Source organism: Bacteroidota bacterium (assembly GCA_036522515.1).
Lineage (GTDB): Bacteria > Bacteroidota > Ignavibacteria > UBA10030 > SZUA-254 > VBOC01.
Map to the genome: position 1 here is coordinate 19,789 of DATDFQ010000061.1, position 12,710 is coordinate 32,498.

General features: G+C 60.1%; 9 protein-coding genes and 1 tRNA gene. 8 read left to right on the forward strand and 2 right to left on the reverse strand.

The features are described 5' to 3' along the window. Positions 1-39 precede the first annotated feature (39 nt). Positions 40-123, reverse strand: a tRNA-Leu gene (locus VI215_13160). Positions 124-729: 606 nt separating this feature from the next. Here VI215_13160 and VI215_13165 point away from each other — a divergent pair. The 8 genes from VI215_13165 to VI215_13200 all read left to right on the forward strand — a co-directional run bounded on the left by VI215_13165 (position 730) and on the right by VI215_13200 (position 9,455). Next, positions 730-3,939, forward strand: a complete 3,210-nt coding sequence (locus VI215_13165) for a carboxypeptidase regulatory-like domain-containing protein (GenBank protein ID HEY6193266.1) — start codon at positions 730-732, stop codon at positions 3,937-3,939. A gap of 320 nt (positions 3,940-4,259) precedes the next feature. Next, entirely contained in the window at positions 4,260-5,180 is a 921-nt protein-coding gene (locus VI215_13170) for an STAS domain-containing protein (GenBank protein ID HEY6193267.1), read from the forward strand. Between the two features lie 31 nt (positions 5,181-5,211). Beyond that, complete coding sequence (locus tag VI215_13175) at positions 5,212-5,586, forward strand: STAS domain-containing protein (protein HEY6193268.1); 375 nt, start codon at positions 5,212-5,214, stop codon at positions 5,584-5,586. Then, positions 5,576-5,986 carry an anti-sigma regulatory factor gene (locus tag VI215_13180; GenBank protein HEY6193269.1) on the forward strand — a complete coding sequence of 137 codons (411 nt, stop codon included), beginning with the start codon at positions 5,576-5,578 and terminating at the stop codon, positions 5,984-5,986. The genes VI215_13175 and VI215_13180 overlap by 11 nt, the downstream gene beginning before the upstream one ends. Continuing rightward, positions 5,983-6,594 carry a SpoIIE family protein phosphatase gene (locus tag VI215_13185; GenBank protein ID HEY6193270.1) on the forward strand — a complete coding sequence of 204 codons (612 nt, stop codon included), beginning with the start codon at positions 5,983-5,985 and terminating at the stop codon, positions 6,592-6,594. Before VI215_13180 ends, VI215_13185 begins: the two co-directional genes overlap by 4 nt. Further along, positions 6,591-7,649, forward strand: coding sequence for an ATP-binding protein (locus VI215_13190; protein ID HEY6193271.1), 1,059 nt, complete (start codon positions 6,591-6,593; stop codon positions 7,647-7,649). Before VI215_13185 ends, VI215_13190 begins: the two co-directional genes overlap by 4 nt. Next, positions 7,642-8,310, forward strand: a complete 669-nt coding sequence (locus VI215_13195) for a response regulator transcription factor (protein ID HEY6193272.1) — start codon at positions 7,642-7,644, stop codon at positions 8,308-8,310. Before VI215_13190 ends, VI215_13195 begins: the two co-directional genes overlap by 8 nt. Before the next feature lie 128 nt (positions 8,311-8,438). Further along, positions 8,439-9,455, forward strand: a complete 1,017-nt coding sequence (locus tag VI215_13200) for a sigma-54 dependent transcriptional regulator (protein ID HEY6193273.1) — start codon at positions 8,439-8,441, stop codon at positions 9,453-9,455. 100 nt (positions 9,456-9,555) lie between these two features. Here the strand turns inward: VI215_13200 and VI215_13205 are convergent, their stop codons facing one another. Beyond that, on the reverse strand, positions 9,556-12,672 hold the full coding sequence (locus VI215_13205) for a glycosyl hydrolase family 18 protein (GenBank protein ID HEY6193274.1): 3,117 nt from the start codon (positions 12,670-12,672) through the stop codon (positions 9,556-9,558). Positions 12,673-12,710: the final 38 nt, after the last annotated feature.

Here is a 12,710-nt window from a genome sequence, read left to right on the forward strand (position 1 = left end):
ACCATTAAATATCAATACTATTTACTGACCATCTGTCGGTGCCCGGAGCAGGACTTGAACCTGTACGCCGTTGCCGGCACTAGACCCTGAATCTAGCGCGTCTGCCAATTCCGCCATCCGGGCTTGAAACTAAACCTGCTTACACCATCTTCTTCTGCGCCAATTCGTACGTTCGGGGCCAATCCTTGCATGCTGGGTACAAAAAGAGCCGCGTGGGGTGTACCGGCGTGGTGCAGGAGATTTTTGGTACACAATGGTACCAAATTTTGCGCTCATTATCAACCACCATTGATATTGGGCAGTGGGTGAATTTCAACCGCCGAGCACAAAACCGCAGCCTAAAGGCTGCGGCTACCAAGTCCAAAGCGTCCGAATCCGCCTTCCGCCGCGGAGCGGCGGAACGAGATCCGGGGTATCGGTAGCCGCAAGCTTTAGCTTGCGGGTTTTTGATCGAGGAGCTGTGGCATGGCGGGAAAAAGACCGCAGCCTGAAGGCTGCGGCTACCAAGAGAAGGCCGCAGAGGTAACGGTAGGCGCGACCTTTAGGTCGCGTGCCCGCAGCCTAAAGGATGCGGCTAAAAGCGTTGGAAGATGCTGACCAGGAGCATGTCAGCATGACGAGCTGGAGAGATAGACGGCCAAACTGAGGCGCTACCTTTTTCCACTTGACGTTTTCCCCGAAACTCTTTATCTTCCCGCGTTCACCACCCACCATCAATCCGGAGGAGCCATGCAGCGATCGATCGTTCTTCTATGCGTTATCCTTCTTGCGGCCGGAACTCTCAGGAGTCAGGGCGTAACGACCGCCTCGATGTCCGGCATCGTCACAACCGACCAGGGCGAACCTCTGCCCGGCGCGAATGTCGTGGCTGTCCACGAGCCGACAGGAACACGGTTCGGAACTTCCACGCGTATAAACGGACAGTTCGACATACCCAATATGAAGATTGGCGGGCCATACACCCTCACCGTTACTCATATCGGTTACAAGAGCGACAGCAAGAAGGATCTCTATCTCAGCCTGGCACAGAGCTTGCGCTCGGATTTCCAGCTCGTCGAGGAAGCCGTCCAAGGGAGGGAGGTCGTCGTCACAGCGGACACCGATGCGGTCCTCAACAGCGGCAGGACTGGAGCGGCGACATTCATCACTCCCAGCCAGGTGCAGGAGCTGCCTTCGGTCAAGCGCAGCACCCGGGACCTCACGCGGGTCGATCCCCGGAGCGACGGAAACTTCAGTTTCGGCGGAAAGAACTGGCTCTATAATAACATCTCCCTCGACGGATCATATTTTAACAATCCGTACGGCCTTGACGACCCCGCCCCCGGCGGCCAGACGGGCGCCGAGCCGGTTCCCTTCGATGCCGTCGAGCAGGTTCAGGTGTCTGTGGCTCCCTTCGATGTGCGCGAGGGGGGATTTACGGGCGCAGGGATCAACACCGTCACCAAGAGCGGAACAAATGAGATCATGGGTTCGATGTACAACTTTTACAGAAACGCAGACCTCGTCGGGAATTCGGTGCGGGGAAACAAGGTATTGGCAAATCCCACACTCGCATTTCATCAGTCCGGCTTTACGCTCAGCGGCCCGATCGTTCCAAACACCCTCTTTTTCTTCATGAACGGAGAAGTCGTGCGGAGGGAGGACCCCGCATCGGACTTTGCGGCGAATCATGGACAGTCCGGATTCGGCATCTCGCGGGTGCGGGCGTCCACCATGGACTCCATTCGCCAACGGATGCTCGACGTCTACGGATACGATCCCGGCCCGTACGAGGGGTACAATCATTCGACCGACAACGACAAGTTCCTCGCCAAGCTCGACTGGAACCTGAACGAGGACAATAACGTGACGCTCCGTTTTGATTATCTGAACGGGCGGCGCGAGCTCGGCCCCCACCCCTTCGTTCTGAGTTACGCCAACACGGGACGCGGACCGAATGAAAACAGCCTCCCGTTCCGGAACTCCGGGTACCGCATCAACAATCATCTCAATTCGTTCGCGCTCGAAACAAACAGCCGGTTCGGGACGATGGCGAACAGGTTCTTTGCAAGCTACAACAGGTTCCGGGATTTTCGCGATCCCTTCAGCAGGCCCTTCCCCACGATCGAGATCGGACAGGACGGTGTCACGTATACGACCCTCGGGCATGAACCCTTTTCGATCGACAACACGCTCGACCAGGATGTCTGGCAGTTTACGGACAATTTTACCTATTCCGCCGGCCAGCACGTGTTGACGCTCGGCGGCAACTTTGAGAAGTTCTCGTTTTTCAACTCGTTCAACCTCTTCCGGTACGGAGTCTTCTTTCTCCCTCCGTCGATAGGGGGTTCGACGTTCGATTCTCCCGCGGAGTTCTTCCAGTATACCGATCCCTCGGACACCTCGAAATTCCTGAACTGGAACGCGCAGACTGCCGCCGCCGACAAGAGCCCGTTTAAGGGCGAGGATATCAGCGCGGGACAGCTTTCGTTTTACGGACAGGACGAGTTCCTGGCGACGAGGGAGCTTAGCCTCACTTACGGCCTGAGGGTGGACATACCGATCTACTTCACGACTCCGGTGGACAACCCGTTCTCCCGGTCGCTTCTATCGCTCGACGGAGACGGAAACCCCGAAACGATCGACCAGAGCAAATTGCCCTCGGCGAAGCCGCTCTTCTCGCCCCGCGTGGGGTTCAATTGGAACGCATCGGGAGACCGGACCACGCAGGTCCGTGGGGGCACCGGAATCTTCACCGGGCGGATCCCGTTCGTATGGTTCGGCAATAACATCTCCAACCCCGGCTTCAATCCGAATCTTCCTCCCTGGGAGCAGACCTTCTATGTAAACGCCATGGCGACCGATTTCAAATGGCCGCAAGCGTGGACGAACAACATCGCCGTGGATCACATGCTTCCGGGGGACCTTCTCGGGACACTCGAATTCCTGTACAGCAAGGACATCAACGCCGTCTACCTGAGAAACGGCAATCTGGGCGCGCCGATCGGAAAAGTTTCGGTTGACGGGCGCCCCTATTATCCCAGCGCCCAGCTCAATCCGTCGATTGGCGGACTCTTCGTCATCGACAACACGAGCGAGGGATATAACTGGAACGTCACCGGCCAGCTCCGGAAAACGTTCGATTTCGGACTGCATACCAGCCTCTCCTATACCTATCTCGAGGCGAAGAACCAGATGAAGTCGACCGAGATCGCGAGCGTGCTCTGGAGCGGGAACCCCGTCCAGGGCAATCCCAACAAGCCCGAGCTGAGCTTCTCGGAGTTCGGCGAGAGACAGAGAATCATCGGCACGGCCACTCTTCGCCACGTCTGGTCTGAACATCTGGCCACGAGCTTCGGGGTCTTCTTCGAGGTTGCCGAAGGCAACACCTTCGCGGGAGCGGGAGGGAACCGGTATTCGTTTACGTACTCCGGCGACGTGAACAATGACGGGAGCGGGGGAAACGATCTCATGTACATTCCGAGAGACCAGAGCGAGATAACGTTCGCCCCGTATACGGACAAGAACGGGAATACGGTGACCGCCGCCCAGCAGTGGGCTTCCTTCGATGCGTTCATCCGGCAGGACGACTATCTGAACTCGCACAGAGGCCAGATTGCGGAACGCTTCGGCGCGCTGAATCCCTGGTTCAGCAATGTCGACTTTCGCGTCCTCCAGGATATCACGTTTATGTTCAGCGGTCAGCCCCACACGTTCGAGCTCAGCGCCGACATACTCAATGCCGGCAATCTCCTGAGCTCAAGCTGGGGGGTCCGGAGCGCGGCAAGTGCCGCCGCAACGACTCCCCTCGTCCTGGCGCGTGTCGACAATCCCTCTCCGGGGGTTTACAATCCCGTATTCAATTATAAGGCCCTTGCCCCGACTACCTTCACGGATGATCCCGGGCTCAACTCCCGGTGGCAGATCCAGCTGGGGCTCCGGTACATGTTCAATCATTGAGAATCCTTCAGGTTTTTCGCTTTCGTGCGAGGGGGGGGCCTCTCCCCCCTTGCATGTGAGCTCACCCCTCCCGGCCCACCGTAGCCCGGCTACGACAACCAACCTAGAGTAATCGCGGTATCCAAACCCGCATTAATTACATAAATCCTCCTATTGATATTGTGAGGCGTCCTATTTATTATTGATGGGAGCTGCTTTCGGAGAAAAAGTATTCTTCTTCAAACATCCGGCTCCCGGCAACTTCGGACTGGAGTGCCATCCGTTGGCCGACCCCACCGTGACGCGCGGCGTGTCATTCAAACTTAGGAGGAACATCTCCGATGGCAAAGGATAACGGCAGTAAAAGGCAGCACACCGATACGCAGCCTTTGAGCGAGTCTACGATCTCCTTGCTCCGCGAGCTGGTGGCGCATCTGAGGGATAACCGCTCCCAACTGCGGCAGGACTGGGCCAGGCGAATCACCGAATCACAATTCCTGACGGCAATGTCCCAGGATGAGGTCTTCGCCGAGGCGACCACGGTCTACGACAGCTATATCGGGGTCCTCGAGACGGGGAGCGTCGAATCGCTGCAAGCGTATGCGCGCGACCTGTCGGAGCGGATCATCCCGCGCGGAGTCGAGACTCATGAAGTGATCGGCATCGTGCTCCTCCTGCGCGACGTTCTGGCCCGATTTCTGTTCGCAAAGTATCAGAATGATTTCGCCCTCCTTAACAGGATTCTTGACGTCTACGAGCCCGCTGCCAACCGGGTCGCCAACACCGTCGCGGTCGGTTTCGTGCAGGAGCGCGAGAGGATTATCAGGCAGCAGCAGGAGGCGATCAGGGAGCTTTCCACGCCGGTTCTCCAGGTGCGTGAGCGGCTCCTTATCCTGCCCATCATCGGAGTGATCGACTCCCAGCGCGCCAGGCAGCTCACCGAACAGCTGTTGCGGGGGATCCGGGCGAACCGCGCCAAGGTGGTCGTCATCGATATTACCGGGGTCCCGTCGGTCGACTCCACGGTCGCCAACCACCTCGTGCAGACCGTCGAGGCGTCGAGACTGATGGGCGCCACTGTGATTGTCACCGGCCTTTCTTCGGAAATCGCCCAGACACTCGTCACGATCGGCGTCGATCTCGGAAAGATGAAAACCGTCGGAGACCTCCAGGGGGGAATCGAGGAAGCCGAAGGTCTCCTGGGATACAAAGTCAACTTATCAGATCAGGAACCGTCCGAGACGCTCAAGCAGGAGAACTAGTCCACCCCCATCACAGAGGCAGGGGAACAGAATGCGGGTTCCGATCCTTAAACAGGGCGAGTATCTCATTGCGATCATTCAGTCAGCCCTGACTGACGAAGACCTGCTGCAGCTCCGGGATGAGTTGACCGGACAGGTCGGGAGGTATCGCGCCCGCGGAGTGATCGTCGACCTCACCGCTCTTGACGTCATGGATTCCTTCGCCACCCAGACTCTTCGATCACTGGCTCATATGATCAAACTGCGGGGCGCCGAGATGGTGATTGTCGGGGTTCAGCCCGAGGTGGCGTTTACGATGGTGCAGCTCGGGTTGACACTCGAAGGGATCTCGACTGCGTTGGACCTTGAGGAAGGCCTCAGCCAGCTGAACCTTCGGGCAAAGGGAGCCATGGCGCGTGGAAGATGAGGTTCGGGTCTCCATCGGATCGGAGTCCGACATCGTCACCGCCCGCGAGCAGGGACGGCTGATGGCGCGGGAGATCGGGTTCGATGGAAGCCAGCCCACGGTGATCGCCACGGCTATCTCGGAGGTGGCGAGAAACATGCTCCAATATGCGGGGGGCGGGGAGCTCGTGATACGGCGGGTCCATCATAGCGTCAACGGAGGGATCATGATCGTGGCGAGAGATCACGGGCCGGGGATCAAGGACCTCGACCTCGCCATGCAGGACGGTTTCACCACGGGCAGGGGGCTCGGAATCGGTCTTCCGGGCTCGCGCCGGCTGATGGACGAGTTTGAGATCTCGTCGGCAGTCGGCGAGGGAACGACGGTCACCATGAAAAAGTGGGTATTGCACGAGCGATGACCCTCCTCACCGAACACTCCACGCTCGACTGGGCAATCGCCGAACTTCCTCTCGCAGGGGAAGCCAGGTCGGGCGACCTGCACATCGTCAAACAGTTCGACCACAAATTACTCGTCGGTGTCGTGGACGGCCTCGGGCATGGCAGCGCGGCGGCGGACGCTTCCCGGATCGCGGTCGACGTGCTGGAGGAAAACCCGCACGGCACGCTCGAGAGTCTGGTCGCGCGTTGTCACGGGAAGCTGAAGGGGACGCGCGGAGTGGTCATGAGCCTTGCCTCGATAGATCTTCGTGAGAACACCGCGACCTGGATGAGCGTAGGGAACGTCGAGGCCGTTGTCCTGCGGAAGGATCGTCCCGGGATCGAACATTTGATGCTCAACGGGGGAGTCGTCGGTTACAACCTCCCGCATCTTCGTCCGGCTCGCCTCGCTCTCAGCGAGGGCGACGTCCTGGTATTCGCCACCGACGGGGTGGCAGGGGAGTTCGCATCGGCCTTGAGCCCCTCGGAGCACCCTCAGAAAATGGCGGACAGAATTTGCGCGGATTTTGGGAAAGGGACGGACGACGCTCTCGTGCTGGTTCTCAAATATGGGGGATTGCGGACATGAACGATCAGCACAAGGAACTGACGGACGACTACACAAAGGGATTGAGCAATTACGTCTCCGGCGCCGGAGAGTCCGCGCTGCAGCACGCCTACGAACTCGGGCGGCGTGCGATCAAATCGGGGGTGGGCTGTCTCGACCTTGCCCATGTGCACCAGGAGGCTCTTGTCCAATCAATTCTCGGGGCAGGCTCCGGTCCGGAGGGCGCGCGCATCGCGAGGCTCGGGGGCGCTTTTTTCGAGGAGAGCCTCTCGCCGTACGAGATGACTCACAGGGGCTACCACGAGGTCATGACGGATTTGAGCCGCAGGGCTGCGGAGCTCGCGGTGCTCAACACGAGGCTCGAGCGCGAAATCGAGGAGCGCAAGAAGGCCGAGCGAATGCTGCGGGCGCTGCCGGAGCGGATTCTCGACGCGCAGGAGGCCGAGCGGAGACGCGTCGCCCACGAACTGCACGACGACGTCTGCCAGCGGCTCAGCGCGACAAAGCTCCACATCGGCGCGTTCGAGCAGGAAGTGAAACAGAACCCCAGGCTGCGCTCAAAACTGCAGAACATCAAGCGGCAAATCAACATCAACATCAGGGAGGTCCGCCGCATCGCAGCTCATCTCAGGCCCGCGGCTCTCGACGAGATCGGCCTGCACGTGGCGCTGAGGCTCTTGTGCGAGGATTTTCAGCAAGTCAACCGCGCCACCCGGGCGCAGTTTGAGATGAAGGCGCCTTCCGCCGCCCGGGTCGGATCGCACGTGGAGCTGGCGCTCTATAGGATCGCCCAGGAGGGCCTCTCCAATGTCGCCAAACACGCGCATGCCAAAAAAGTGCTGGTCCGGCTCGGCCGCGAAAACGGATTCGTCCGGCTCGATATCCGCGACAACGGCCGCGGCTTCGAAGTCGACAGGCCGTCGGCGAACTCCACGCGCGGGTACAAGCTCGGACTCCTGAACATGAAGGAAAGGGCGGAGCTTCTCCATGGCTCGTGCAAGATCACATCTGCGCCGGGCAAAGGGACGCACATCCGGATCGAAATCCCGGCAGCCACCGGGCCCTCTCATGAATAAGATCAAAGTCCTCTTTGCGGACGATCACGGAGTGGTTCGAAGCGGTCTGCGGGCGCTGTTCCGGAGTTCCCCGGAGTTTACCGTCGTGGGGGCGGCCCGCGACGGGGAACAGGCGGTTCGTTTGGCCGCGAAAACCAGGCCCGACATCGTCCTTCTCGACATCTCGATGCCGAAAATCAACGGCATCGAAGCGACCCGCATCATAAAGCGGGACAATCCCGAAAGCAGAATCCTGATCCTGACGATCCACGAGGACGAAGACTATCTGTATGAGATCATCCGTGCGGGCGCGAACGGGTACGTCCTGAAAAGCGCCGAGAAGAGAGAGATCTTTGCCGCGGTGCACGCGGTCGCGGCCGGCGAGAGCTTTTTTAGCCCGGGCATGTCGAAACTCATCCTCGACGGGTTCATCAAAAAGGCGAAGGCCGAAAAACCGCAGCGGGAAACGGCCGGCGATCGCCTGACCGCCCGCGAAGCGGAGGTATTACGGCACATCGCGCAGGGACTCTCGGGACCGAAAATCGCCGAAAAACTCTTCCTCAGCGTAAATACGGTGAACACGCACCGGAATAACCTCATGCAGAAGCTGAATATTCACGACACCGCCGCGCTCGTCCGCTATGCGTTTGAGAACGGGTATTCCGATCTCACCCCCTCATGAGAAATAACTAGAAGGTACGCCCGCCCGACTAGCCTCCATCGGGTAGGCAAAAATTACTCATTTCCGCCGATTGTGGTTCACCGGAAACCGGATTATCTTCCATAAAACAGCCGAACTCACTTCGCACCATGAACCTGGATTCTGGAGTTCTCGTTCACGAAGCGTCCCCCTCTGAAGGGGGGTCTCAAGCCCGGACACCGAAAGGGGTCGAACCGGTGCTCCTGGGACGGAGTGCGTCCATCGGCGAGATCCGGTCGGCGGTTGCGCTGGTCGCGAAATCTCCGACCGCCGTCCTCATCAGCGGGGAGAGCGGGACCGGCAAAGAGGTTGTCGCACGGCTGATTCATGCGCAGAGCGACCGGGCGAACAAGCCGTTCATCGCCGTAAATTGCGGAGCGCTTCCCAAGGATGTGATTGAGAATGAGTTGTTCGGCCACGAGAAAGGGGCTTTCACCGGGGCTCTTCCGAAAAAGGCGGGTTGCTTTGAGCTTGCCGAGGGGGGAACGCTGTTCTTCGATGAGCTCGCCGAAATGCACACGGAGACTCAGGTGAAGCTCCTCCGCGCGATCGAGCTGAAGTGTTTCCGCAGGCTCGGGGGGACTGAGGAGATACGCGTCGACGTCCGGACACTGGCGGCGACGAACCGGGACGTGTCGGCCGCCCTGAAATCGCGGGACTTGCGGGAAGACCTCTACTACCGTTTCAGCGTCATTGAAATCTTTATTCCGCCTCTCCGGGAGCGGAGGGAGGATATCCCGATCCTCCTTGAGGCGTTCCTCGGAGTGTTCGGCGAGCGATACGGGAGAACCGGCCAGTCGTTTTCTCCCGATGCGGTGGAAATGCTGACCGGGTTCGACTGGCCGGGTAACGTGCGCGAGCTGAAAAACGTCGTGGAGAGGGCGGTCGTCATGTGCCTGGAGGACGTCATCCATCCAAAGTATCTGCCCGAGAAGATCAACGGAAGCAGGAAACCATCCTCCCAGATCAGCATTCCCGTCGGAACGTCGCTCAAGGGAGCGGAGAAGGCGATCGTTCTCCAGACGCTCGCCTCGGTGCAGGATAACCGGTCGAAGGCGGCGAGGGTGCTCGGCCTGAGCCGGAGAGCCCTGCTCTACAAGCTGCACCGGTACGAGAACGGGGTGTGAGAATAAAAGCAGCATCAGGCTTTCGCCCGATGCTGGCTGGTGGATTCGCCGGAGAACGGCGTGAATGCCCTGTCGCCCCTCTTGTTGCCTGCGACGTTCCTTACTTCAGGAGTACAAGTTTCTTGCTCTGCGTGAAGCTGCCGGCATCGAGCCTGTAGAAATAGGTGCCGCTTGGCATGCCGCCGGCATTCCAGACGGCCTGAAACGTGCCGGCGCCGAGCTCTCCGTCGAGTAGGGTCGCCACTTCCTGGCCGAGCGAATTATAGACCTTGAGTGTCGCATGCCCCGCCTCCGGAAGCTCGAACCGGATCGTCGTCGATGGGTTGAACGGATTCGGAAAATTCTGGCTGAGGGCGTACGATTGCGGAATCCCCTCTTCTACCTGCTGCACCGAAGCAGTTCCATACGCGGAAACAAAAGTCCGCCTGTTTGAAGTCCTGAACGACCAGACCGCGGACCACGAGCTCGTCCCGCCGGCGTTCGACGCATTCACCCGCCAGTAGTAGGTTGTGTTGCTTGAGAGGCCGGTCAACGCGAAGGAAGCCGCTGTCAGCGCCGCCTGATCCGAGACGAGGCCCGAGAAGGCGCTGCTGGCCGAGACCTGCAGATGGTATGAACTCGCTCCCGCCGCCGGGTTCCACGTCAGGGTCGTGCTGCCGGAGACCTTGCTCGCCCCGTTGCCCGGTGAAACCAGCGTCGGGACGGGCGGCGCATTCGGCGCGGAGGCTTGCGTCGCAAACGAAAACGTGTTCGACCAACCGCTCGTTCCCGCGGAATTTGTCGCGTTCACTCGCCAGTAGTAGGTGGTTCCGGTTGCGAGCCCGGGAGCCGTCGCCTGGGTCGCCGCGATGCCGCTCTGATCGAGTGCGGTTGACGAAAAATCCGTTCGGACCGAAAGCTGCAGCCGGTACGATGATGCCCCCGTGGAGGCACTCCATGCCAGCGTCGGGTTCGTAGCAACGTTCGAGGCTCCGCTTACCGGGGCGCTGAGTGCCGGGACGGAAGGGACGGAGGCAACAGCCGTTCCCCCGAACCGGACGTCATCCACATAGAAGGTCTGCGCCGAACCGCTCATGTCCATGATATCCAGACGGCTTACCACTTGCCCGCCCGGATTCAGCTGGCTCATCGGGATCGATACCTGGACCCACTGGCCGGCCGCCGGTGCTCCGTAGCTGACGCGCGGAAAGGCCGTGCCGAGCTCGTTTTCGAACAGGAGCGATAATGAGACTCCCCCCGAAGGCGAGAAGATCGCAAGTTTGACGCTCGAATAAGACGAGGTGTTCACGTTGACGGGCGCTCCCCAGTTGCCCGAGTGCACGCTCAACCCTCCCCATGCGCTTTGGACGACCTTCATCGAAGTTGCCCCGCTGTAATGCTGCTCGCTGTTCGAAAAATCGACCGTCGCGCCCCATGATGCGTCGATCCATGGCGCAAGCAATCCGTCCTGAGACACCCAGAGGTCGGATGTCGCCGGTTGGGCTGCGGCGGTCGTGAAACTATTGGCAGTCGACCAACCGCTGGTGCCGGCGCTATTCGTGGCGTTGACCCGCCAGTAGTAGAGCGTGCTGTTGGCCAGGCCGCTTGCGCTTGAAGCGGTGCCCTGGATTCCGCTCTGGTCCGCCGCTATTGTCGAGAAAGCCGGGCTTGCGGAGATCTGGAGACGGTACGAAGACGCGCCCGTTGAAGAATTCCACGAGAGCGAGGGAGTCGTTGGGACGTCTGTCGCCCCGTTTGCCGGCGCGGCCAGGATGGGTGCTGCGGGTGCGACCGGCGCCGTCGCGGCCGTCGAGAAGCTGTACACACTCGACCATGCGCTCGTTCCGGCGCTATTCGTGGCGTTGACGCGCCAGTAGTACGTGGTGGAGTTGGCAAGCCCGCTCACGGCCGATGAGAGCGGAACGAGCCCGGATTGATTCACGATCGCGGGTGCAAAGGACGTGTTGGACGCGACCTGCAGTCCGTAGGACGAGGCGCCCGTGGAAGCGCTCCAGGAGAGCGTTGCCGCAGTCGCCATTCCGGTGGTACCATTGAGCGGCATGGCGAGCGCCGGGGGAGCCGGCAGGGCCGGGGTGGGAGTCCCGCCGCCGATCGCCTGCTTCACCGCCTGCAGCAGCCGGTCCCGGTTCGGAAACGTCCCCGGGAGATACCCGCCGCCGAGCTCCCAGATGATGATTCCGCCGATTCCCTTGCTTCGGGCGTACTCGACTTTTTTCCGGCAGGTGTTCTCGTTGTCATAGGAAATAAACATGTCGCCGGTCGAACCCGCGTTGTCAAAACTAAGATACGAGGCCTGCGCGCTCGAATCCCACCGCTCGTTCGCGGACTGGTAGTAATTCTGAAGGATCGTGTAGTACGGCACATTTGATTGGAGCGAGGGGGCGGCCGACCAGCTCTGGCGCGGAGCCGTAGCTCCTCCTGAAGGCGTTCCCGTGCCTCCACTCCAGACATAGCCGTAGAAATCGATCCCGATGCCCAGCTTGTTCGCCGCAATTCCGCCGGACACGAAATCGTCCACCATTCCGTTCGCCGAAGGGACGTACCCGCCGGTGCTCGGGAACTTGAACCCGCCGTCATAGATCGGGGAATTATGCCACGTCACCCAGCCCGGCCAGGGGCCCGACATGTCATAGGTCATGATGTTGACCTGGTCGAGCTTCGACTGAACCTGCGCGATGATCGCGGGCTGCCATCCGGTTGCCGCGGTGAGCATCGGTCGGGGGCTCACCCCATCCAGGGCAGTCCGGAGAGCGGTGATGAATGCGACATACTGGTTTGCGTCGCCCGCATTCAACGGTTCCCAGTCGATGTCGACCCCGTCGTATCCCCGGCTCGTCGTGAACGAGACGATATTCGAAACAAAGGTGTTCATCGTTCCGCCGCTTGTCGCTCCCAGGAATCCACCCTCGGTGTTCCATCCGCCGATGCAGACCAGCGCCTTCCTGCCGGCGCCATGGGCCGCCTGCACCAGCGCGGCGGAGTTCGCCGGGCTGATGCTGTTGCTCAGATAATCGAGAGAGCCGTTGGTTTGCGGCACGAGAGCGAAGTGGATAATATCCGTCACGGCGGAGTAGTCGATTTCCGAGGGGGGAAGGTACCCCTGGTTCCAGCCGGCATAGTAAGCGCTGACCCAGGGATTCGACTGGGCATGCGCGGTGAGAGTCGCGAGGGTTGTTGCGCCCCACACCAGAAGTAAGACGATGATGCGATGTTTCACGATGAAGTTCTCCTTTACGAATGTTGATGATTGATGTT

Excerpts from the sequence above, each read along its gene's own strand:
- VI215_13200 (HEY6193273.1), top strand. The coding sequence starts at position 8,439 with ATGAACCTGGATTCTGGAGTTCTCGTTCACGAAGCGTCCCCCTCTGAA.
- VI215_13170 (HEY6193267.1), top strand. The coding sequence starts at position 4,260 with ATGGCAAAGGATAACGGCAGTAAAAGGCAGCACACCGATACGCAGCCT.
- VI215_13185 (HEY6193270.1), top strand. The coding sequence starts at position 5,983 with ATGACCCTCCTCACCGAACACTCCACGCTCGACTGGGCAATCGCCGAA.
- VI215_13190 (HEY6193271.1), top strand. The coding sequence starts at position 6,591 with ATGAACGATCAGCACAAGGAACTGACGGACGACTACACAAAGGGATTG.
- VI215_13175 (HEY6193268.1), top strand. The coding sequence starts at position 5,212 with ATGCGGGTTCCGATCCTTAAACAGGGCGAGTATCTCATTGCGATCATT.
- VI215_13195 (HEY6193272.1), top strand. The coding sequence starts at position 7,642 with ATGAATAAGATCAAAGTCCTCTTTGCGGACGATCACGGAGTGGTTCGA.
- VI215_13165 (HEY6193266.1), top strand. The coding sequence starts at position 730 with ATGCAGCGATCGATCGTTCTTCTATGCGTTATCCTTCTTGCGGCCGGA.